The sequence below is a fragment of the Streptomyces sp. NPDC053541 genome (assembly GCF_044544705.1).
Classification (GTDB): Bacteria; Actinomycetota; Actinomycetes; order Streptomycetales; family Streptomycetaceae; genus Streptomyces.
In genome coordinates, this window is the sequence record NZ_JBITXM010000005.1 from 149589 (window position 1) to 171186 (window position 21598).

General features: G+C 75.8%; 19 protein-coding genes and 1 riboswitch. Of the genes, 10 read left to right on the plus strand and 9 right to left on the minus strand.

Translation table 11 applies throughout. The annotated features are described in order from the left end of the window. Positions 1 to 132: 132 nt before the first annotated feature. Positions 133 to 1557 (plus strand): rhodanese-like domain-containing protein, encoded by a 1425-nt coding sequence (locus ACIGW2_RS14480; protein WP_399843759.1) that lies wholly within the window; start codon positions 133 to 135, stop codon positions 1555 to 1557. A 51-nt stretch (positions 1558 to 1608) separates the two neighbouring features. After that, positions 1609 to 2967 carry a nicotinate phosphoribosyltransferase gene (locus ACIGW2_RS14485; protein ID WP_391655013.1) on the plus strand — a complete coding sequence of 453 codons (1359 nt, stop codon included), beginning with the start codon at positions 1609 to 1611 and terminating at the stop codon, positions 2965 to 2967. Between the two features lie 22 nt (positions 2968 to 2989). On the opposite strand, the gene ACIGW2_RS14490 is transcribed toward ACIGW2_RS14485, so the two are convergent. Continuing rightward, positions 2990 to 4000 (minus strand): universal stress protein, encoded by a 1011-nt coding sequence (locus ACIGW2_RS14490; RefSeq protein ID WP_399843761.1) that lies wholly within the window; start codon positions 3998 to 4000, stop codon positions 2990 to 2992. A gap of 197 nt (positions 4001 to 4197) precedes the next feature. On the opposite strand from ACIGW2_RS14490, the gene ACIGW2_RS14495 reads away from it, so the two are divergent. After that, complete coding sequence (locus ACIGW2_RS14495) at positions 4198 to 5022, plus strand: universal stress protein (RefSeq protein ID WP_391655011.1); 825 nt, start codon at positions 4198 to 4200, stop codon at positions 5020 to 5022. 245 nt (positions 5023 to 5267) lie between these two features. On the opposite strand, the gene ACIGW2_RS14500 is transcribed toward ACIGW2_RS14495, so the two are convergent. Both ACIGW2_RS14500 and ACIGW2_RS14505 read right to left on the minus strand, forming a co-directional pair. After that, positions 5268 to 5606, minus strand: a complete 339-nt coding sequence (locus tag ACIGW2_RS14500; RefSeq protein ID WP_399843764.1) for a hypothetical protein — start codon at positions 5604 to 5606, stop codon at positions 5268 to 5270. Then, positions 5549 to 6343, minus strand: coding sequence for a hypothetical protein (locus ACIGW2_RS14505; RefSeq protein ID WP_399843766.1), 795 nt, complete (start codon positions 6341 to 6343; stop codon positions 5549 to 5551). The genes ACIGW2_RS14500 and ACIGW2_RS14505 overlap by 58 nt, the downstream gene beginning before the upstream one ends. A gap of 161 nt (positions 6344 to 6504) precedes the next feature. Between ACIGW2_RS14505 and ACIGW2_RS14510 the strand changes: the two genes are divergently transcribed. Both ACIGW2_RS14510 and ACIGW2_RS14515 read left to right on the plus strand, forming a co-directional pair. Beyond that, entirely contained in the window at positions 6505 to 7173 is a 669-nt protein-coding gene (locus ACIGW2_RS14510) for a HEAT repeat domain-containing protein (RefSeq protein WP_399843767.1), read from the plus strand. Between the two features lie 3 nt (positions 7174 to 7176). Beyond that, a complete protein-coding gene (locus ACIGW2_RS14515) occupies positions 7177 to 8184 on the plus strand; it encodes a HEAT repeat domain-containing protein (RefSeq protein ID WP_391655008.1) in 1008 nt (335 codons plus the stop codon). An 87-nt stretch (positions 8185 to 8271) separates the two neighbouring features. Here ACIGW2_RS14515 and ACIGW2_RS14520 read toward each other — a convergent pair whose 3' ends face one another. Further along, positions 8272 to 11661, minus strand: a complete 3390-nt coding sequence (locus ACIGW2_RS14520; protein WP_399844128.1) for a pyruvate carboxylase — start codon at positions 11659 to 11661, stop codon at positions 8272 to 8274. 194 nt (positions 11662 to 11855) lie between these two features. After that, entirely contained in the window at positions 11856 to 12626 is a 771-nt protein-coding gene (locus ACIGW2_RS14525; RefSeq protein WP_391655007.1) for an SOS response-associated peptidase, read from the minus strand. 172 nt (positions 12627 to 12798) lie between these two features. Here ACIGW2_RS14525 and ACIGW2_RS14530 point away from each other — a divergent pair, with 172 nt between their 5' ends. Then, on the plus strand, positions 12799 to 13692 hold the full coding sequence (locus ACIGW2_RS14530; RefSeq protein WP_391655006.1) for a DMT family transporter: 894 nt from the start codon (positions 12799 to 12801) through the stop codon (positions 13690 to 13692). 16 nt (positions 13693 to 13708) lie between these two features. Here ACIGW2_RS14530 and ACIGW2_RS14535 read toward each other — a convergent pair whose 3' ends face one another. Next, complete coding sequence (locus ACIGW2_RS14535) at positions 13709 to 14938, minus strand: cytochrome P450 (protein ID WP_361582566.1); 1230 nt, start codon at positions 14936 to 14938, stop codon at positions 13709 to 13711. A 331-nt stretch (positions 14939 to 15269) separates the two neighbouring features. Between ACIGW2_RS14535 and ACIGW2_RS14540 the strand changes: the two genes are divergently transcribed. Next, complete coding sequence (locus ACIGW2_RS14540; RefSeq protein WP_391655004.1) at positions 15270 to 15704, plus strand: hypothetical protein; 435 nt, start codon at positions 15270 to 15272, stop codon at positions 15702 to 15704. A gap of 12 nt (positions 15705 to 15716) precedes the next feature. On the opposite strand, the gene ACIGW2_RS14545 is transcribed toward ACIGW2_RS14540, so the two are convergent. Both ACIGW2_RS14545 and ACIGW2_RS14550 read right to left on the minus strand, forming a co-directional pair. Then, positions 15717 to 16379: a class I SAM-dependent methyltransferase gene (locus ACIGW2_RS14545; protein ID WP_399843769.1), complete on the minus strand. Its 663-nt coding sequence runs from the start codon at positions 16377 to 16379 to the stop codon at positions 15717 to 15719. Positions 16380 to 16653: 274 nt separating this feature from the next. Continuing rightward, positions 16654 to 17253 carry a hypothetical protein gene (locus ACIGW2_RS14550; RefSeq protein WP_391655002.1) on the minus strand — a complete coding sequence of 200 codons (600 nt, stop codon included), beginning with the start codon at positions 17251 to 17253 and terminating at the stop codon, positions 16654 to 16656. Positions 17254 to 17623: 370 nt separating this feature from the next. After that, positions 17624 to 17766: riboswitch (cobalamin riboswitch) on the plus strand. A gap of 89 nt (positions 17767 to 17855) precedes the next feature. On the opposite strand from ACIGW2_RS14550, the gene ACIGW2_RS14555 reads away from it, so the two are divergent. From ACIGW2_RS14555 to ACIGW2_RS14565, 3 genes are read left to right on the plus strand one after another with little or no spacing between them, the layout of a single operon-like run. Continuing rightward, the gene (locus ACIGW2_RS14555; protein ID WP_391655001.1) at positions 17856 to 18938 is read left to right on the plus strand and encodes an ABC transporter substrate-binding protein; all 1083 of its coding nucleotides are present in this window, start codon (positions 17856 to 17858) and stop codon (positions 18936 to 18938) included. Then, complete coding sequence (locus ACIGW2_RS14560) at positions 18935 to 19966, plus strand: FecCD family ABC transporter permease (RefSeq protein WP_391655000.1); 1032 nt, start codon at positions 18935 to 18937, stop codon at positions 19964 to 19966. The genes ACIGW2_RS14555 and ACIGW2_RS14560 overlap by 4 nt, the downstream gene beginning before the upstream one ends. Next, a complete protein-coding gene (locus ACIGW2_RS14565; RefSeq protein ID WP_399843771.1) occupies positions 19963 to 20799 on the plus strand; it encodes an ABC transporter ATP-binding protein in 837 nt (278 codons plus the stop codon). The genes ACIGW2_RS14560 and ACIGW2_RS14565 overlap by 4 nt, the downstream gene beginning before the upstream one ends. On the opposite strand, the gene ACIGW2_RS14570 is transcribed toward ACIGW2_RS14565, so the two are convergent. Beyond that, the gene (locus ACIGW2_RS14570) at positions 20769 to 21521 is read right to left on the minus strand and encodes a D-Ala-D-Ala carboxypeptidase family metallohydrolase (protein ID WP_391654998.1); all 753 of its coding nucleotides are present in this window, start codon (positions 21519 to 21521) and stop codon (positions 20769 to 20771) included. The two genes, ACIGW2_RS14565 and ACIGW2_RS14570, sit on opposite strands and share 31 nt — an antisense overlap. Positions 21522 to 21598 lie beyond the last annotated feature (77 nt).

Genomic DNA, 21598 nt, shown 5'->3' on the forward strand with positions numbered 1-21598 from the left:
GGCCACGGGCCGCCACCCCGCGCCCGCATACCCAGTGGGGTATTTGACAGCCCGCACGGGCCACGCCTACGGTCGTTCGCATGAATACCCCCTGGGGTATTCGACCCGCTCGCGTGGCCCGAAAGGAACGTCGTGTTCTTCCGCCAGTACTACCTCGACTGCCTCTCCCAGGCCTCCTACATGGTCGGCGACGAGACCACCGGCCGGGCCGTGGTAGTCGACCCGCGCCGGGACGTCTCCGAGTACCTCGCCGACGCCCGCGCGCACGGCCTCACCGTCGTCGGCGTCGTCAACACCCACTTCCACGCCGACTTCGTCGCGGGGCACCTGGAGCTGGCGGACGCGTCCGGAGCCTGGATCGGCTACGGCCGGCGCGCGCGGACGGAGTACCCGATCCGGACCCTCGCCGAGGGCGAGCGCATCGCGCTCGGCGAGGTCGTCCTGGAGATCATGGAGACCCCCGGGCACACCCCGGAGTCGATCAGCGTGCTGGTGTACGAGCACGCCGCCGACCCCGTCCCGTACGGCGTGCTGACCGGCGACGCCCTGTTCATCGGCGACGTCGGCCGGCCCGACCTGCTCGCCTCCGCGGGCGTCACCGCCGAGGAACTCGGCGCGATGCTGCACGACAGCGTCCAGAACAAGCTGATGGGCCTGCCCGACGAGGTCCGCGTCTTCCCCGCGCACGGCGCCGGCTCGGCCTGCGGCAAGAACCTCTCCACGGAGAAGCAGTCCACCGTCGGCGAGCAGCGCGCCACCAACTACGCCTGCGCGCCCATGAGCCGGGAGGACTTCGTCGCCCTGGTCACCGCCGGCCAGACCGCGGCGCCCGGCTACTTCGCGTACGACGCCGAGCTCAACCGCAAGGACCGCCCGCGCTACGACGCCACGAGCGCGCCCCGGCCGCTGACCGGCGCCGAGTTCGTCGCGCGGCGCGCGGCCGGGGCGGTCGTGGTCGACGCCCGCGACCCGCGGGAGTTCGCCGCCGGGCACCTGCGCGGGGCCCTCAACGTGCCCGCCGACGGGCGCTTCGCCGAGCAGGCTGGCACCGTGCTCGATCCGGACGCCGAGCTCCTGGTGCTGGCACCGGAGCACCGCGCGGAGGAGATCGTCACCCGCCTCGCCCGCGTCGGCTTCGACCGGGTCGCCGGCCATCTGGGCGACCCGGCCGAGGACGTCCTGCGCGCCCACCCCGACGAGGTGGTCCCCGCCTCGCGGATCACCGCCGCCCGGCTCCGCACCGCCCTGGCCGGTGACGCGCCCCCGTTCGTCGTGGACGTGCGGAGCTGCGCGGAGCGGGAGGCGAACGGCGTCGTCCCGGACGCGGTGCACATCCCCCTGAGCGAACTCCCCCGGCGCACGGCGGAGCTGCCCGCCGACCACCCCCTGGTCGTGCACTGCGCGGGCGGGCACCGGTCCTCCGTCGCGGCCAGCCTGCTGCGCCACCACGGCTTCCCGGACGTCTCCGACCTGCTCGGCGGGCACGCGGCCTGGCTCCTCGCCGAACAGCGCGGCGCCGCCAGCCCGGACCCCGGTCCCTCCCCCACCTCCGCTTGACGGCGCCGGTGTCGCCGTGCGGGGCGCCGGCCGGCCGCGCATCCTCGAAGCATGTCCGAGGTGACGTCCACCGACCTGTACGAGGTCACCATGGCGCTGTCCTACCTGCGGGAGGACATGCGGGCGCCGGCCACGTTCAGCCTCTTCGTGCGCGACCTGCCGCCCGGCCGGGGCTTCCTGGTCGCCGCCGGACTCGACGCGGCCCTCGACCACCTCTCCCGCTACCGGGTGGGCCGGGCCGACGTCGAGGAGTTCGCCGAGGTGCTGCGGCGGCCCGTCGCGGACCTGGAGCCGCTGCGCGGCCTGTCCTTCGACGGGGAGGTCCGCGCCGTGCCCGAGGGGCGCCTGGTGTTCGCGGGCGAGCCGCTCCTGGAGGTCACCGCGCCGCTGCCGCAGGCCCAGCTGGTCGAGACGCACCTGCTGTCCCTGGTGGCCCACCAGACGGCGATCGCGTCCAAGGCCGCCCGGTGCGTGCTGGCCGGCGCCGGACGACCGCTGGTCGACTTCTCGCTGCGCCGCACGCACGGGCCCGAGGCCGGTCTGCGGGTGGCCCGGCTGTGCGCGCTCGCCGGGTTCGCGGGCACCAGTGACGTCGCCGCCGCGCACCGCTGGGGCGTCCCGGCCGCCGGCACCATGGGCCACTCCTACGTCCAGGCCTTCCCGTCCGAGGAGGCGGCGTTCCGGGCCTTCGCCCGCACCCACCCGGGGCCGGTGACCTTCCTCGTCGACACGTACGACACGGACCGCGGGGTGGCAACGGCCGCCCGGGTCCTCACCGACCTGGGGCTCGGCGCCGGGTGCGGGATCCGGCTCGACAGCGGGGACCTGGCGGCGCAGGCCCGCCGCGCGCGGGCCGCGCTCGACGCGGCGGGCCTCGGCGAGGTGCGGATCATCGCGAGCGGCGGCCTGGACGAGTACGCCGTGGACCGGCTCGTACGCGAGGGGGCGCCGATCGACGCGTACGCGGTGGGCTCGAAGGTCGGCACGGCCGCCGACGCGCCCTACCTGGACGCGGCGTACAAGCTCGTCGAGTACGACGGGCGGCCGGTGATGAAGCTGTCCGCGGGCAAGGTCACGGCGCCCGGCCCCAAGCAGGTCTTCCGCGGCCCCGGGCTGCGCGACGTCATCGGCCTGGCGAACGAGGAGCCGCCCGAGGGCACCGAGCCGCTGCTGCGCACGGTGATGCGCGCGGGCCTGCGGACCGGACCGCCGGACACCCTCGCCGACGCGCGGGCCCGCTGCGAGGCCGACCTCGCCGCGCTCCCGGAGGAGGCCCGCCGCATCACGGACCCGGTGCCGCCCGTGCCCACGGCGTCGACCCGGCTGACGGTCCTGACGACGGTGGTACGGCACCGGATCGAGGCGCGGACGGGCGCGGCGGCCCGGCGGGGGGCCGACGCGCCGGACTGAGCCCGGACCCGGCCCGCCCGGCTCAGCCGGCGTCCCGCGAGCCGTCCGTACCCGAGGCGTCCGCGACACCCGTGCCGGTGTCCGGGTCCGGGTCCATGTCGGTGTCCGGGGCCGTGGCCCTGTCCGGGTCCGTGCCCGTGTCCGGGAAGGCGTGCGGGACGATCTCGACCGGGCAGTGGGCGTGATGGATCAGTGCGTGCGCGACCCGGCCCAGGGCGCGGCCCAGGGCGAGCGTACGGCGGCCCCGGCCCGCCACCAGGAGGTCGGCGCCCCGGCTCGCCTCGATCAGGATCCCCGCGGCGCCCGCGCCGGACTCCGCGTGAGCGGTGACCGCAAGCCCGGGGTGTGCCGCGCGGATCCGGGCGGCGAGATCGTCCGGCGCCTGCGCGCCGCCGGGGTGGGCGAACGGGCTCCCGGCCCGCACCAGGCGCAGGGCCGCCCCGCGGGCCTCGGCCTCCGCGGCGGCGAGCCGCAACCAGCCCAGGTCGGAGGCGTCGTGCACGGCGGCGACGACCGTACCGTGGGCGGGGCCGTCGCGGCCCGTGGGGTCCGTGGGGCGCTCGTCGTCCCCGCGTACGACGATCACCGGCACCTCGGCGCGGCCCGCCACGCCCAGGCCCACGGAGCCGAGCATCAGGGTGGCGAACCCGCCGAGCCCGCGGTGGCCGACGACGATCGTGCCCTTCCGGCCGGCGGCGGCGAGCAGCGCGGCGACCGGTTCCTGACGGCCCAGCTCCCGGGTCACGACAAGGCCGGGAAAGCGCTCCCGCACCGCGTCGGCCGTGCGGATCAGCAGGTCACGGCCCGCCTCGCGGACCTCCTGCACGGTCTCGGCGTCGGTGAAGAGGGCGCGCCGGTCGGTGTCGGCGGCGTGCACCAGGTGCAGGTCGCGCCCACGCCGGGCGGCTTCGGCGGCGGCCCAGAGCGCCGCCGTGCGGGCCGACGGCGATCCGTCGACCCCGGCGACGACATGGCCGAGCCGCCCGCTCCGGGCCGTGTTCCCGCTGCCCACGCCCCTCTCCTCGGTGCTCATGGCGCTCCTTTCCCGGTGCGCCCCGGAGACGGGCGGGGGACCGGTGTGCGGTGCCTCTTTCTGCCACCCTCGCACCCGCGGGGCGGAGGGGCGCAACGGCGCGGTGGCCCGGAGCGGCGGTGCCACGAATGATGGACGTGTCGGGGGGAACGCGGGCAGCGGGCGCGGAACTGCGGACGCACAGGAGGTGACCGTGCATGGCACCCGGCATCGTGGTCGGTCTGGACGGCACGGAGCAGGCGGAGGCCGCCGCCGCGTGGGCGGCGGACGAGGCGGTCCTGCGCGGCGGCACCGCGGTGCGCCTCGTGCACGTGCTCGTGCCCTCGCCGGACGTCCTGGTGCCGATGGTGGCGCGGCGGCCGGTCGAGCCCTGGGCGGAGGAGCTGCTCGCCCGCACGGCGGCGGCCCTGCGCGAGCGCCGGCCGGGCCTGTCCGTGACCACCCGGCTGCTGCCCGGCGCCCCGGTGGCCGCCCTGGTCGGCGCGGCCGACGACGCGGAGCTGCTGGTCCTCGGCTCGCGCGCGCTGGGCGCCGTGGCCGGCTACTTCCTGGGCTCGGTCGGCCTGTCCGTCGCGGGCCTGGTGGAACGGCCCGTGGTGCTGGTCCGCGCGGCCGACCCGCCGGTGCCGCCCGACGCGCCGGTGTCGGTGGGGGTGGACGTACGGGAACCGGCCGACGAAGTACTGGCCTTCGCCTTCGCTGCGGCCACCCGGCGCGGCAGCCCCCTGCACGTGACGTACGCCCACCGCCGGCACGCCCCGGCCGCTCCCCCGGAGGCGCAGCGCGCCCTCGACGACCTCCTCGTCCCGTGGCGCGCCCGTCACCCGGAGGTGCCGGTCACCGCCCGCGCGGTCCCCGGCTCGCCGGGCCCCGAGCTCGTCCACGCCGCCTCCCGCGCCGCCCTGGCGGTCCTCGGCCGCCGCAGCCACCGCTCCCCGCTGACCCCCGCCCACCTCGGCAGCACGGCCCACGCCCTGCTCCACCACAGCCCGGCTCCGGTGGCACTGGTGCCGCACCCGTGACCGGCCGGGACCAGCCGGTCGAATCGAACCGGCTCCAGGGGCCGAGGGCACCGAGCGGTAGCGGTCCGGGGCGCGGGTCGCCGGGGCGCCGGTGTGCAGGCCCCTGATCTGGACCGGGGTGCGAAGACCAGGTGGTGGGTGTGGTGAGGGCGGCGTCGCCGGACGCGGCGCCGAAGACGACGACCCGGGAGTTCGCGGCGCTGATCGCCGATCACCTGGCCTGACGGCGGGCGTGGTGCCGGGTCTCAGTCGCCGCCCCCGCCGCCCCCGCCGTCGCCGCCCCCGCCGTCGCCGCCACCGTCTCCCCCGCCGCCGTCTCCGCCGTCCCCGCCGTCCGAGCCCCAGCCGTCGCCGCCGCCGGGCTCGTTGTCGTCGCTGCCGCTGCCCAGGTTGCTGAACCAGGAGCGGCCCCAGTCGGCGTCCGTGGCGAGGGGCTCGCCGCCGTCCACGCTGCGCCGCACGGAGGGGAAGCGGGCCAGGCCGGTGGTGTCGCCGAGGCCGAAGGCGGCGGCGAAGACCTGGGCGATCACCGCGTCCAGCGGGTCGGCGCTCTCGTACCGTACGGGCGCGAGCGGCAGCAGCACCGTGCCCGGCGCGAGGGCGGGCCGGCGCGGGGGCCGGGTGAGGAGGGCGACGCGCCGCTCGCCGCGCAGCAGCCACGAGCTGCTCGCGTCGCGCGGCGCAGCGTCCAGTGCGGGCCGCCGGGCAGCACGGCCTCCACCGAACTGCGGGACTTGCGGAGCTTCTTGCGCAGGGCGAGGGCCGCGGTGCGGTCGCCGACGGAGAGCCGCAGGCCGCGGGCCGGTTCGGTGTCGTCGCGGTGGAAACCGTGCGGCGCCCGGAGACGGACGACGGGCGCCCGCGGCCCCCAGACGTCGACGCGGACCAGGCGCCGGTCCACGGCGACGGTGATCGGACCGGCCGGACCCTCCGTCCGCCGGCGGGCGATCCACAGCGGTACGCCCTCGGCCCAGGCGCGGCCGGCCAGGGCGCCCACGCCCTCCGGGCCGCCGCTGTGCCACAGGGCCAGTTCGCCGAGCGCGCGGGCGAACTCGGCCGCCCGGCGGACCTTCACCGGGGTGCTGGTGCCGGTCACCCGGGTCACCGGCACGATGCCGGCGCCGTGGGGCAGCCGGTCCAGGGGCCGTTCGGCGCCCCCGCCGCCGAGCCAGTGGCCGCGCTGGTACGCCTCGGCCATGGCCGCGAGGTTCAGCTCGGCCAGCGGCGTGGTGCGGCCGCCCCTGCGCAGCCCGTCCTCGGTCAGTTCGACCGTCCGCGCCAGCGGATTCCACGACTGCTCGCCGTACCGCACCCCGCTCACCGCGCCCGCCCCCGTCCCACTCGTGCCGTCCGCCCCGCCCACCCGTCCGCGTGCTCGCGGGGTCTACGACATCAGAGTCCGTCCGGGCCCCGGCGGTTCCCGGTCCGGCTTGACCTTGACACGGTGACAAGCTCTTGACTGCGGGGCAGGAGGTGGCCCCGATGACCACGAACGAACCCGGCCCCGCGAACCCGGCGCTGCGGGCACTGGAGCACCCCGGCGCGTCGGTGCGCCTGCGGGCGGCGCTGACGATCGGCTCGGCCCCGGACCCGGCCCAGGTCGGTCCGCTCGTCGAGCGGTGCGCGGTGGAACCGGACTTCCAGGTGCGGGAGATGCTGACCTGGGCGCTCACCCGGCACCCGGCCCCGGTGACCGTGCCGCTGCTCATGGCCGAGGTGCGCGCGGGCGGTGCGCGGGCGCGCGGCCAGGCGCTGCACACGCTGTCCAAGATCGGCGACCGGCGGGCGTGGCCGGTGATCACGCCGGCGCTGCTCGCCGACGCCGACGACGAGGTGGCGCGCAGCGCCTGGCGGGCGGCGGTGGTGCTCGTGCCGGCGGGTGGCGAGCGGGACCTGGCCGTAGGGTTGGCGGGGCAGCTCGGGCGCGGCCCGCTGGAGACGCGGCTGAGTCTGAGCCGGGCGCTGATCGCGCTCGGCGAGGTGATGCTTCCGGTGCTGGGCCGGGCGGCGGCGCACGGCGACCCGCCGGTGCGGGAGCACGCGCTGGCGACGGAGCGCCTGTGGCGGGACCCGGACGCCGCCTTCGCGTCCGCCGTCGAGGAGGCGAAGCGGGTCGTGGCGCTCGGCGGGGCGGCCCGGGAAGGACGGTAGGCGGTGCGGATCGGCGAGGTGGCGCGGCGTTCCGGGGTCAGCGCGCGGATGCTGCGGCACTACGAGTCGCTGGGTCTGGTGCGGCCGACGGGCCGCAGCGGCACGGGCTACCGGGAGTACTCCGACGAGAACATCCGGCGGATCTTCCACATCGAGAGCCTGCGGTCGCTCGGTCTGTCGCTGCGCGAGGTGGGGCGGGCCCTGGACGATCCCGGTTTCGCGCCGGCGGAGCTCGTGGCGGACCTGGCCCGGCGGACCCGGGAGCGGATCGCCGCCGAGACGGAGCTGCTCACCCGGCTGCGACGGATCGACGCGGCGGAGCCGGCCGGCTGGGAGGACGTGCTGCAGACGGTGGCGCTGTTGCAGGCGCTCGGCTCGGCCCGTCCGGAGACCCGGCAGCGGGCCGCGCTCTCGGCGGTCGACGAGGCTCCGGTGCCGGTGGAGGCGCTGGTCGAGGCCGTGCTCGGCGAGCCGGACCCGAGCGTGGCCGGGGCGCTGCGCTGGGCCCTGGCCCAGTCGGGCGGGGACCGGGGCGCGGAGCTGCTCGCGCGGGGCCTCGGCTCGCCGTCCGGCGAGGTGCGGCGGCGGGCCGTGCGCTCCCTGGCGGAGCTGCCCGGCGCCGCGGCGGGCGAACTGCTCGCGGACGCGCTCTCCCACGCGGACGGCGTGGTGCGCGGGTACGCGGCCCTGGCGCTCGGCGCGCGCGGTGTGCCCGAGGCGGTCCCGACGCTGGTGGACCTGGTCGTCGAGGGGCGCAACGACGGGGACGCCGCCGACGCGTTGAGCACGCTGGCGGCCGATCCGCTCGTGGCGGACCGGATCGCGACGGCGCTCGTCGAACGCCTGGACGGCGACGGCCGGGACCCGGGGGCGCGCCGCCGGCTGACCCAGGCGCTCGCGGGCGTCCCCGGCGCGACGACCTCGCGGGCCCTGGCGGAACTGGCAGGGGACGCGGACCCGGGCGTGGCCCTGACGGCGACGTACGTGCTGTCGCTGCGCGCGGCCGGCTGACCGCCCGGGTCCGCGCCCGTCCCCGTACCCGTACCCGAACCCGGACCGCACGCCGTACCGCACCCGTACGGTGCCCGGGTCCGCCCGTCAGGCGAGTTCGACGAGCAGGTCACCGCCCTCCACCTGCTGGACGCGGCCGATGGCGAGGCGGGCCACCCGGCCGCTCCTGGGGGCGGTGATGGAGGCCTCCATCTTCATGGCCTCGATGGTGGCCACGGTCGCACCGGCCTCGACCTCGTCGCCCTCGGCGACGGCCAGGGTGACGACCCCGGCGAACGGGGCGGCGACGTGGCCCGGGTCGGCGCGGTCGGCCTTCTCGGTGACCGGGAGGTCGGCCGCGGCGGCCCGGTCGCGGACCTGGATCGGGCGGAGCTGCCCGTTCAGGGTGGACATGACGGTGCGCATGCCGCGTTCGTCGGCCTCGCCGATCGCCTCCAGCTCGATGAGCAGGCGCACGCCGGGGCCGAAGTCGACGGCGTACTCCTTGCCGGGGCGCAGCCCGTAGAAGAAGTCCTTGCTGTCGAGGACGCTCGTGTCGCCGTACGCCTGCCGGTGGGCTTCGAAGGCCTTCGTCGGGCCGGGGAAGAGCAGCCGGTTGAGGGTGCGGCGGCGGTCCTTGGCGAGGCCCTCGCGCTCCTCCGGGGTGAGGTCCTGGGGCGGCTTGGGTCCGGGGCGGCCGCGCAGCGCCTTGGTGCGGAAGGGTTCGGGCCATCCGCCGGGCGGGGTGCCGAGTTCGCCGTGCAGGAAGCCGACGACGGAGTCGGGGATGTCGTAGCGGTCGGGGGCCGCCTCGAAGTCCTCGGGGGCGACGCCGGCGCCGACGAGGTGCAGGGCGAGGTCGCCGACGACCTTGGAGGACGGGGTGACCTTGACGAGCCGGCCGAGCATCCGGTCGGCGGCGGCGTAGGTGGTCTCGACGTCCTCGAAGCGGTCGCCGAGGCCGAGGGCGACGGCCTGCGTGCGCAGGTTGGAGAGCTGGCCGCCGGGGATCTCGTGGTGGTAGACGCGGCCGGTGGGCGCGTCGAGGCCGGCCTCGAAGGGCGCGTAGATCCGGCGGACGCTCTCCCAGTACGGCTCCAGGTCGCCGACGGCCTGGAGGTCGAGGCCGGTGGGGCGCGCGGAGTGGTCGGTGGCGGCGACGATCGCGGACAGCGAGGGCTGGGAGGTGGTGCCGGCCATGGAGGCCACGGCGCCGTCGACGGCGTCCGCCCCGGCCTGGACGGCGGCGAGGTAGGTGGCGAGCTGGCCGCCGGCCGTGTCGTGGGTGTGCAGGTGCACCGGCAGGTCGAACTCCCGCCGCAGCGCGGACACCAGGGTGGCGGCGGCGGGGGCGCGCAGCAGTCCGGCCATGTCCTTGACGGCGAGGACGTGGGCGCCGGCCTCGACGATCCGTTCGGCGAGCCGCAGGTAGTAGTCGAGGGTGTAGAGCCGCTCCCCCGGGTCGGAGAGGTCGGCGGTGTAGCAGAGGGCGACCTCGGCGACGGCGGTGCCGGTCTCGCGCACGGCGTCGATGGCGGGCCGCATCTGCCCGACGTCGTTGAGCGCGTCGAAGATGCGGAAGATGTCGATGCCGGTGGCGGCGGCCTCCTGCACGAAGGCGTCGGTCACCTCGGTGGGGTACGGGGTGTAGCCCACGGTGTTGCGGCCGCGGAGCAGCATCTGGAGGCAGATGTTCGGTACGGCCTCGCGGAGGGCGGCGAGGCGTTCCCAGGGGTCCTCGGCGAGGAAGCGGAGCGCGACGTCGTAGGTGGCGCCGCCCCAGCATTCGAGGGAGAGCAGCTGGGGCAGGGTGTGCGCGACGGTGGGGGCGACGGCCAGCAGGTCCTTGGTGCGCACCCGGGTGGCGAGCAGCGACTGGTGGGCGTCGCGGAAGGTGGTGTCGGTGACGCCGAGGGTGGGCGAGTCGCGCAGGGCGCGGGCGAAGCCCTCGGGTCCGAGGGCGGCGAGCCGCTGCCGGGAGCCGGCGGGCGGCGCGCTGCCGGGCCGGGTGCCGGCGGGCAGCGGGGGCAGCTTGGTGGTGGGGGCGGTCAGTTCGGGCCGGGGGCCGTGCGGCTTGTTGACGGTGACGTCGGCGAGGTAGGTGAGGAGCTTGGTGCCGCGGTCGGCGGAGTGCCGGGCGGTGAGCAGGTGGGGGCGCTCCTCGATGAAGGCGGTGGTGACCCGTCCGGCCTGGAAGTCGGGGTCGTCGAGGACCGCCTGGAGGAAGGGGATGTTGGTGGAGACGCCGCGGATGCGGAACTCGGCCACGGCCCGCCGGGCGCGGCCGACGGCGGCGCGGAAGTCGCGGCCCCGGCAGGTCAGCTTGACCAGCATGGAGTCGAAGTGGGCGCTGACCTCGGTGCCGGCGTGGGTGGTGCCGCCGTCGAGGCGGATGCCGGAGCCGCCGGGCGAGCGGTAGGCGCTGATCATGCCGGTGTCGGGGCGGAAGCCGTTGGCGGGGTCCTCGGTGGTGATCCGGCACTGCAGGGCGGCGCCGCGCAGCACGACGGAGTCCTGGGTGAGGCCGAGGTCGGCGAGGGTCTCGCCGGCGGCGATGCGCAGCTGGGACTGGACGAGGTCGATGTCGGTGACCTCCTCGGTCACCGTGTGCTCGACCTGGATGCGCGGGTTCATCTCGATGAAGACGTGGTTGCCCTCGCGGTCGAGGAGGAACTCGACGGTGCCGGCGTTGCGGTAGCCGATGGTGCGGGCGAAGCGGACGGCGTCCTCGCAGATGCGCTGCCGGACGGCCGGGTCGAGGTTCGGGGCGGGCGCGAGCTCGATGACCTTCTGGTGGCGGCGCTGGACGGAGCAGTCGCGTTCGTAGAGGTGGATGACGTCGCCCTCGCCGTCGGCGAGGATCTGCACCTCGATGTGGCGGGGGTCGACGACGGCCTTCTCCAGGAAGACGGTGGCGTCGCCGAAGGCGGACTCGGCCTCGCGGGCGGCCGCCTCGATGGACTCGCGCAGCGTGGCGGGGTCCTCGACCCGGCGCATGCCGCGCCCGCCGCCGCCGGCGACGGCCTTGACGAAGACGGGGAAGCCGATCTCCTCGGCGGCGGCGACGAGTTCGTCGACGTCGGTGGACGGCGCGGAGGAGCCGAGCACGGGGACGCCGGCCTCGCGGGCGGCGGCGACGGCGCGGGCCTTGTTGCCGGTGAGTTCCAGGGTCCGCGCGTCCGGGCCGACGAAGGTGATGCCCGCCTCCTCGCAGGCGCGGGCGAGTTCGGGGTTCTCCGAGAGGAAGCCGTAGCCGGGGTAGACGGCGTCGGCGCCGGCCTGCCGGGCGGCCCGGACGATCTCGTCGACGGAGAGGTAGGCCCGGACCGGATGGCCGGGCTCGCCGATCTCGTACGCCTCGTCGGCCTTGAGCCGGTGCAGCGAGTTGCGGTCCTCGTGGGGGAAGACGGCGACGGTGCGCGCCCCCAGTTCGTAGCCGGCGCGGAACGCGCGAATCGCGATCTCCCCGCGGTTGGCCACCAGCACCTTGCGGAACATCTCTGATCCCTTCACCTCGCGGCCGTGGGCGCCGGCCGCGTCGCACTCGGCGAGCGGCCGGTTCGTCTGCGTCACGCTACGGGGTGGCGGACCGTGGTCTGAAGGTCTCCGGGCCGTGACATGGATCATCGGGCCGGCTGCCGCCCGGGTGGCGGCGGCCGTCGGGCCCCCGGGGCGCCGCCGGGGGTCGACGGTCAGCCGGCCGGGTCGAGCAGGTGCGGGCCGTTGTTGCGCACGTTGTTGACGGCGGGCGAGACCGCCCGGGCGTCGAGCCGGCCGCCTGCGGGACTGGTGAGCAGGGCGCGCAGGTCGTGGGTGTCCTGGTGGTGCGGATCGAGCCAGGTGTCGTAGTGCTCGGGGGTGAGGGCCAGCGGCATCCGGGGGTGCACCCGGCCGGCCGCGTCGGTGGCCTCGGTGGTGATGATGGTGCAGGTCATGAGCCAGGCGCCGGGGTCGTCGGGGTCCGCGACGTCGGGGTCGCGCCAGTACTCGTAGAGCCCGGCGAGCGCCATCACGCCGTCGTCGGCGGGGTGGATGAAGTACGGCTGCTTGCGGACCTTGCCGGTGGCGTCGGTGACCGGGTCCCACTCGTAGAAGCCGTCGGCGGGCAGCAGACAGCGGCGCCTGGCGAAGGCCTTGCGGTAGGCGGGCTTCTCGTGGACGGTCTCGACCCGCGCGTTGATCATCCGCGCGCCGCCCTTGGCGTCCTTCGCCCAGGAGGGTACGAGTCCCCAGCGCAGCGCCCGCAGCTCGCGGCGCACCTCGCCCTCTCCCCCGTCCCCGTCCGCGTCCGCTCCGCGGGCGCCGTGGCCGTGGCGGGCGGGCCGTTCGAGGACGGCGTACACGGGGTCGGTGGGCGCGACGTTCCAGCTGGGTTCGAGGGTCTCCTCGGGGCGCCACTCGGTCACGTCGAAGAGACGTGTCAGGTCCTGGGGGCTCCGGGTGGAGGCGTATCGGCCGCACATGGGGCCACTGTGCCACGGCGGCGGGTGCGGTGGGGCGGAAGTGGCGGGCGGGACCGGGGCCGTACGGCGGCGGTGCGGGTGCCGCGAGACCCGCGCGCGTGCCGTGGCCGGATGTGGACCATGCGGCGGATATTCGGATGCCCGGCCGGGGTGCGTCGCCGACAATCCGCGCATGACCTCGACCGACGACGGCAGGACGACCACGCGGGCCCCCGGTGCGGCGGGGCGGGCGCTGGGGGCGGTGCCGCCGACCGCGCTGGTGCTGCTGGGGATCGTCAGCGTGCAGCTGGGATCGGCGGTGGCGAAGCAGCTCTTCGACGCCGTCGGGAGCTTCGGGACGGTCGCGCTGCGGCTGGTCTTCGCGGCGGCGGTGCTGCTGGCGGTGTGGCGTCCCTCGGTGCGGCTGGACCGCCGGACCTGGGCCGTGGTGCTGGGCTACGGGGTGACGCTCGGTCTGATGAACCTGTGCTTCTATCTGTCGCTGTCCCGGATTCCGCTGGGCATCGCGGTGACGGTGGAGTTCCTCGGGCCGCTCGGGGTGGCGCTCGCCGGGTCGCGGCGGTGGCTGGACGCGTTCTGGGCGCTGCTGGCCGGAGCCGGGGTGGTGCTGCTGACCGAGGGACACGGCGAACTGGACGTGCTCGGCCTGGTGTTCGCGCTCGGCGCGGGCCTGTTCTGGGGGCTGTACATCCTGGTCGGCGCGGCGCTCGGCCGGCGGACGACGGAGGGCGACGGGCTCGCCCTCGGCATGGGCGTGGCGGCCCTGGTGGCGGTGCCGGTCGGGGTGGCCGACAGCGGCACCGCGCTGCTGCAGCCGTGGGTGCTGCTCGCGGGGCTCGGGGTGGCGCTGCTGTCCTCGGTGGTGCCGTACTCGCTGGACCTGGAGGCGCTGCGCCGGATGCCGCCCCGGGTGTTCGGCATCCTGATGAGCCTCGAACCGGCGATGGCGGCCCTCATCGGGCTGCTCGTGCTGGGGGAGGCGCTGCGCTGGACGCAGTGGCTCGCGGTGCTGTGCGTGGTGGCCGCCTCGGCGGGTGCCGCCCGGGGCACCCGCGAGGAGACCTGACCCCGGTGCCGTACGGTCACGCGTCCCAGGTGACGGGGAGGCTCTTCACGCCGTAGATGTCGGCCGTCTCCGGGCGCAGCGCGACCTCCTCGGCCGGGACGGCGAGGCGCAGCGTCGGGAAGCGGTCGAGCAGCGCGGTGAGGGCGACCCGCATCTCGATCCGGGCGAGCTGCGCGCCCAGGCAGAGGTGGACACCGTGGCCGAAGGCGAGGTGGCCGCCGGGGACGGGCTTGCGCCGGATGTCGAGGACGTGCGGGTCGTCGAAGCGCTCGGGGTCGCGGTTGGCGGTGTTGTACGAGAGGAGCACGGTGGTGCCGGCCGTGACGGTCACGCCGCCGAGCTCGACGTCCTCCAGTGCCGTCCGCATGAAGGACTTGGCGACGCTGAGGTAGCGCAGCAGCTCCTCGACCGCCTGGTCGATCAGGGCGGGTTCGGCGCGCAGCGCGGCGAGCTGCTCGGGGTGCTGGAGCAGGGCGAAGGTGCCGAGCGAGAGCATGTTGGCGGTGGTGTCGAAGCCCGCGGCGAGCAGGATCAGCGCGATGCCCTTGAGCTCCTCGTCGGTGAGGTCGGTCTCGGTGAGCTCGCTGAGCACGTCGTCGGTGGGGTGCGCGCGCTTCGCCGCGACGAGCCCGGCGAGGTACTCCTGGGTCGCCGTGTAGGCGGCGACGAGGTCCTCGTCGCTGGTCTCGCCGCTCATGAAGGTGTCGATCTGCTCCTGGAAGGACGCGCGGTCCGCGTAGGGAACGCCGAGGATCTCGCAGATGACGATGGTGGGGATGGGCTTGCCGAACGCGGTGACCAGGTCCGCGGTCGGCCCGGCCGCCTCCATCGCGTCCAGGCAGTCGGCGGTGATCTGCTCGATGCGCTCGCCGAGCAGCCGCATCCGGCGGGCGGTGAACCGGCTGACGAGCGGCTTGCGGTAGCGGCTGTGGTCCGGGTCGTCCATGAGCAGGAACTCGCCGGGCGGGGCGGGCGGGACCTCGAAGTCGACCACGTTCAGCAGGTCCTTGCGGGAGCTGAAGCGCGGGTCGGCGAGGACCGAGCGCACCAGGTCGTGACCGGTGACCAGCCAGCCGGGCTTGCCGCCGATGTGGGTGAAGGGGCTGATGGGGCCCTGCCGGCGGGCCTCGGTGAACTCGGCCGGCGGGTCGAAGGGGCAGCCGGGCCGACGCGTCGTGGGCGTCGTGAGGGGCTGCGGGGACGCAGGGGACTGAGGGGACTCAGGGGACTGCTGGGGTGCACTCATGACCGTTCCTCAACTCGCGACATGACGTGTTCGGACATCGAGAAAGCTACGTTGCGTTCACAGATGCGTCAACGCTACAAATCTCTTAACGGCAGGTCAGAGAGCGGAAAATGATGCAATGACGCTGACGCCAAACGCAACAACCGCGTTGCAATGGGAAGGGGCGGAGGCAAGGGCGGTCGGGGGTGGTGACGGGGAGTGAGGGGTCACGGTGCGGGCGGCGGGCGCCTCGCCGTGCGCCCGTGCGCCCCCACCAGGGACTCGTTCGCGGGCAGAGGAGCGCCGTCGTCGTGGTTGTCCTTGGCACCAGGACATGGAGAGCGAGGGGCCGATGGGGCGTCAGGAACCGGGCGGATGCGGTCGGGAGTACCGTCTGAAGGAGCTGGACCCGCCGGGTGTGGCGTACGAGACCTGGTTCATCCCCCCACTCGACACGGACGTGGTCCCGGTGGGCCTCGACGGCGTGGCCGCCGCATCGCTCGAGCGCGTGCGCCGTCTCGGCCCGGTGTACGGCGGCGCGGTCCCCGAGGCCGCCGTGCGCCTCGACGTACGCCTGGACGCGGAGCTGGGCCCGGGCGAGAGCGCCGTCCGGGCCCGCGCCCACCGGCTGCACGCGCACGGCCACGTCCTCGTCGAGGCGGAGGACGAGCAGGCGGTCCCGCGCCTCCGCCTGGTCCACCGCCGCCCCCGGCGCCCCGGCGAGGCATGGGTCCTCGCGGACGGCACCGAGGGTGGCGCTGCGGACGGGGCCGATGCCGGGGCCTAGAACCGCCAGGGGCTACGCCCTGCGGGCCAGCAGGTGGACCTCCGGGAACCGGCGGCGGTCGGTGGGCTGCGGGGCGCGGATCAGACGGGCCACCTCCGTGATGCCGGTCTCGCGGAGCAGCTCCGCGAGCCGGTCGGGCCACCAGCGGTGGGCCGGGGCGACCGCGTGGTCGAAGACCTCCGTGGCGGGGCTGGCGCCGTCGGTGGCCCAGAAGCCCAGCAGCAGGTGGCCGCCCGGTGCGAGGACGCGGTGGAACTCCGCCAGGACGGCCGGGACTTCGGCCGGCGGGGTGTGGATGAGCGACCACCGGGAGAGGATGCCGGCCAGGGCGCCGTCCGGGAGGTCCAGGGCCTCCATCGCACCCACCTCGAAGCGCAGCCCGGGAAAGGCCTTCCGGGCCAGGCCGATCATCGCGGGCGAGGCGTCCACGCCGAAGGCGTCGAGCCCCGAGGCGGCCAGATGCGCGGTGACGTAACCGGGCCCGCACCCCAGGTCCGCGACCCGCCCGCCGGGGCCGCCGGGAGCCGCCGTGCCGAGGACGGCCTCGGCGAAGGCGCCCAGCATCGCCCGGTCCAGCGGGCTGTCGCGCAGCGAGTCGCTGAACAGCTCCGCGTACAGGGGTGCGGCGGTGTCGTAGGCCTCGCGGGTGGCACGGAGGGCGGCGTCGTCGACCATGCCCGCGACCCTAACTCCCGCCACCGACAGCGGCGCCAGGTCCTGTCCGGAAAGTGGCGTCGTCTGCCCGCCGGGCAGGGCTCGCGGTGTCCGGTGCGTGCGACCGCACGGCGGAGGTGGGGGCACCTCCCCGGCCGCCAGGCCGAGGGGGCGGAGACGAGGCGTGCCATGGCGACCGACGACAACACGGCGTGGGGGCACCGCCCGTGCCCGCAGGGCCACGGGGGACGGCGTGCCAGACACCGCGAGCCAGGCGAAACCTTCCGGACAGGGCCTAGCAGGTCCCGGGGCTGGTGCGCACCGCGTAGGAGAAGGTGGGCAGCCGCACCTTGGAGGACTCGCCGAGGCCGCCGGGGGCGACGGTCTCGGTGTAGCCGGAGTGGCGGCGGGTGACGTGCATGCAGAAGGAGACCGTGGCGCCGCGGGCGGAGATGGCGTATCGCGCGCGGTTCGCCGTCGGGTCGTCCGCCGGTTCGGCGTCGACGCCGAACCGCGGGGCGTCACCGGCGCCGTGCGCCGCGATCTCCTCCTCGACGCGGAGGGCGAACCCGTCGAAGTCCCCCGCGGTCTCGGGCCCCTGGCCCGGGAGGCCGGTCGCGGAGCTCCCGTCGAGCGAGCCGGTCGCGCCCTCGACGGCCGAGGTCAGCTCCTCGTCGCTCCACTCGGCGTCGTCCTGCACGGAGAGGCCCCGGAAGCCGGTGACGATGCCCAGGACCGCCATCGTGACGAGCAGCAGCCGGCCCACGGCGAAGGCGGCGCCGGAGACCTCGGGCGCACCGGGGTGGCGGGCGGTGCGCCAGGCGCGGACGCGGTCCGCCGGGACACAGGCCATCAGCAGGAGCAGGCCCGCCAGGACGAACGTCACGACCGTCATTCCCGTCACACCGCACCCTCCGCTCCCGCCGCCTCCCCGGACGGTCCTCCCGGCGGCCGGCCGAACCGCCGCACCATGCAAGGCGGACCCGGCCGTCGCACACGGGGGAGGTGCGAGGCCGGGCCCACCACCACGGTAGCGCGCCGCCGGCCGCCCCGTCTGCCGTACGGCGGAAGCGGTCACCGGAATGTTCCGGCCGGCCGGGCAGCGGCCCGCCGGCACGGATCAGCGCGGCCCGGACCGGCGCTCGTAGAGGATCACGCGCCGGCCCCGGCGCCCCCCCAGGAGCATGATCGGCCTGTGGTAGTTTGCCCGGGCCAGTCGTACCTCTGTGCGGGCGCCGCGTGAGCGGACGTCGCGCGCACGGGTCAGGGAATCCGGTGCGAATCCGGAGCTGACGCGCAGCGGTGAGGGTGACGGGCGGGGCATCGGCCACTGGGGCGCGTGCGGCGGGAGCGCCGGCGTGCGCCCCGGGAAGGCGTCCCGTCCGGGTGACCCCGAGTCCGAAGACCTGCTGGCGGCCCCGGCGCGCGACCGACGCCGTCCGGGGAGAACCGTACGACAGGCTCCGCGTATGAGCCGTGGACGCAGAGGATTTCCGCGTGCCCCTCGCACACCCCGCCCGTGCCCTTCGTCGCGCCGCCCTGCTGCTGGCCGGGACCCTGCTGGTCGCCGGCTGCGGCACCGGAGGGCCGGCCGCCGCCGGTGCCTCCGGGGACACCGGGGGCCCGGGCTCCGGCAAGGGCGGCGGAAAGGGCGGCTTCCCCGTGGTCCTCGACGACGACTGCGGGCAGCGGGTCACCGTCGCCGCGCCGCCGCGCCGGGCCGTCGCCCTGGACCAGGGTTCGGCCGAGATCCTGCTGTCGCTGGGCCTCGCGGACCGGATGGTGGGCACCGCGACCTGGACGGACCCGGTCCTGAAGGGCCTGGAGAAGGCGAACGCCTCCGTGCCCCGGCTGGCCGACCGCTACCCCTCCTTCGAGAAGGTGCTCGACACCGAGCCGGACTTCGTCAGCGCCTCCTTCCTCTACACCCTCGGCAAGGGCGGCGTGGCCCCGCGCGAGCGCTTCGCGCAGCTCGGCGTGCCCACGTACGTCTCCCCCGCCGACTGCGTCGGCAAGGACAACAGCGGGGACGGGGACGGGGTGCGCACCCGGCCGCTGACCATGGACACGGTGTACGGCGAGATCCGGGACCTGGCCCGGGTGTTCGGCGTGCCGGAGCGCGGCGAGAAGCTGATCGGCGAGCTGCGGGCGCGGGTGGCGAAGGCCCGCGAGGGCGCGGACTTCGGAGGCCGGTCCGTCCTCTACTGGTTCTCGGACGCGCAGGGTCCCTACATGGCCGGCTGCTGCGGGGCGCCCGGGATCGTGAGCCGGACCCTCGGGGTGCGGAACGTCTTCGACGACACCAAGGAGGAGTGGCCGCAGATCAATTGGGAGACGGTCGCCGACCGCGATCCGGACGTGCTGGTGATCGCCGATCTGACCCGGCGGGCGCAGTCGGCGGAGAGCGCCGCGAAGAAGATCGAGTTCCTTCAGTCGCATCCGGTCACGAAGAACATGACGGCGGTGCGGAAGAAGCGGTACGTGATCCTCAGCGGGCAGGCGATGAACCCGACGATCCGCACGGTCGAGGGCGTCGAGAAGCTCGCGGCGGCGCTGCGGGCCCTCGGCCCGGCCGCGTGAGCCGGTCCCCGCGGAGCCTGCCGCTCCTCGCCGGGGCGGGCGGCTCGGCGCTGCTCGTCCTGTCGGTCGCCGTCGCGGTGACGATCGGACCGGCCGACATCTCGGTGGCCGACGTGTGGTCGGTGCTGCTCGACCGGCTCGGCGGGGGCGGCGCGGCGCCGGTGAGTCCGATCCGGGACGGGATCGTGTGGAACCTGCGGCTGCCGCGGACGCTGCTGGCGGCCGTGTGCGGCGCGGGGCTCGCGGTCTGCGGTGCGGTGATGCAGTCGCTGCTGCGCAATCCGCTGGCCGATCCCTTCGTGCTCGGGGTGTCGTCGGGCGCGTCGACGGGGGCGGTGGCGGTGGTCGTCCTGGGGGTGGGCGGCGGGGCGGTGTCGGTGTCGGCCGGCGCGTTCGTGGGCGCGGTGTTCTCCTTCGCCCTGGTGCTGTTCCTGAGCCAGGTGCTCGGCGGTTCGACGGACCGGGTGGTGCTGGCCGGGGTGGCCGCGATGCAGCTGTTCTCGGCGCTGACCTCGTTCGTGGTGATGACGGCGGCGGACGCCGAGACGACCCGGGGCGTGCTGTTCTGGCTGCTCGGCTCGCTGGCCGGGGCGGGCTGGACGGACGTCGCGGTGTGCGCGGCCGTGCTGGCCGTGGCGCTGGTGGTCTGCGGCGGGTACGCGCGGACGCTGGACGCCTTCGCGTTCGGCGAGGACGCGGCGGCCTCGCTCGGGGTGGCGGTGGCCCGTACCCGGGTGGTGCTGCTGTGCGTGACGGCGTTGCTGACGGCCGCGCTGGTGGCGTCGGCGGGGGCGATCGGTTTCGTCGGTCTCGTCCTGCCGCACGCGGTGCGGCTGCTGGCCGGGCCGGGGCACGCGCGGCTGCTGCCGCTGACGGCGCTGGCGGGGGCGGTGTTCCTGGTGTGGGCGGACACGCTGGCGCGTACGGTGCTCGATCCGCAGGAGGTGCCGGTGGGTGTGGTGACCTCGCTGGTGGGCGTGCCGGCGTTCGTGCTCGTGCTGTACCGGGCGCGGGGGACGGCCCGGTGACGGGCGCCGGGGAGGGGCTGCGCGCGCAGGGCGTGTCGCGGACGGCGGGCGGTGCGGTGCTGCTCGACGGGGTGTGCCTGGCCCCGCGCCCGGGTCAGGTGACCGGGCTGCTGGGGCCGAACGGTTCGGGGAAGTCGACCCTGTTGCGGGTCCTTGCGGGGGTGCTGGCCCCGCACGCGGGGGTGGTGACGCTCGACGGCGATCCGCTGGCCGGGCTGCCGCGCCGGGCGGTGGCGCGGCGGCTGGCCACGGTCGAGCAGCACGCCGACACGCAGGTCGATCTGACGGTGGCGGACGTGGTACGGCTCGGGCGCGTCCCGCACCGCCGGGCCTGGGCCCCGGCCTCGGCGGGCGACGCGGCGGCGGTGCGTTCGGCGCTGGCCCGCACGGGGCTGGCCGACCGGGCGGACCGGGCGTGGCGCACGCTCTCCGGCGGGGAGCGCCAGCGGGTCCAGATCGCGCGGGCGCTGGCCCAGGAGCCGCGTGAGCTGCTGCTGGACGAGCCGACCAACCACCTGGACATCCAGCACCAGTTGGACCTGCTGGCGCTGCTGTCGGGGCTGGGGCTGACGAGTGTGATCGCGCTGCACGACCTGAACCTGGCGGCGATGTACTGCGATCACCTGGTGGTGCTGCGGGCCGGCCGGGTGGTGGCGGACGGCCCGCCGGAGCGGGTCCTGACGGAGGAGCTGATCGCGGAGGTGTACGGGGTGCGGGCGGCCGTGTCCCGGCCGGAGCCGGACGGGCGCCCGCACATCCGCTTCCTGGGCCCGGTCGTCGGTGCCCGGGTGTCCGGTGGGGCTCAGATGCCGCAGGTCGGGGCGGACCAGTAGCGGCTGGGGCGGTGGTCGACGTGGGTGTGGTCGTCGTGGTCGGGGTAGCCCGGGCCGAGGATGCCGTTGAAGCCGTGGTTGCGGGCCTGCTGGGCGAGGGTGCACAGGGAGTGCGAGCCGGCGCCGAGGTCGGCGGCGTCGCCGTAGAGGTGGCGGCTCGTGCTGGAGCCGCCGACCGCCGAGTTGCAGCTGTAGCTGCGGAAGCCGCTGGTCACCCGGATGGGGGCGTCGCCGAGGGCGTGCCGGAGCGCCTCCAGTTTCCACATGGTGCGCAGGGCGTTGGCCTTGGCCGTGGTGGCGCTGACCGCGCCGCCGGCCCAGGTGGTGTTGCAGGTGTTGAGTTCGGCGTACGAGAAGTGGACCGGGGTGCAGTCGTCGTCCTGGAGGGCGTAGATCTTGCTGAAGGTCGCGGGGCCGGCGACGCCGTCGGCGGCCAGGCCGTACGCGGACTGGAAGCGCTTGACGGCGGCGGCGGTGGCCGGGCCGTAGGAGCCGTCGATGTCGAGGACGCCGCCGTAGCCGGGGTAGCCGGCGACCCGGATCTGAAGGGCGGTCACGTCGGCGCCGCCGGCGCCCTGGGAGAGGGTGCGGGACCAGGTGTAGCAGGCGTCGGCCTGGGCGGGGCCGGCCGTGGCGAGCACGCCGAGCACCGCTGACGACAGGAGCATGACAAACGAGAGCAGCAGGCGTACGGGGCGGGACTGAGCGCTGGATCTGGGCATCGGACCTCCATCGCCGAACGAGCCTGGGGCGGCCCGTGAACCGGGCCGCCCCCGAGGCTCGCCGACCGGGTCGACGC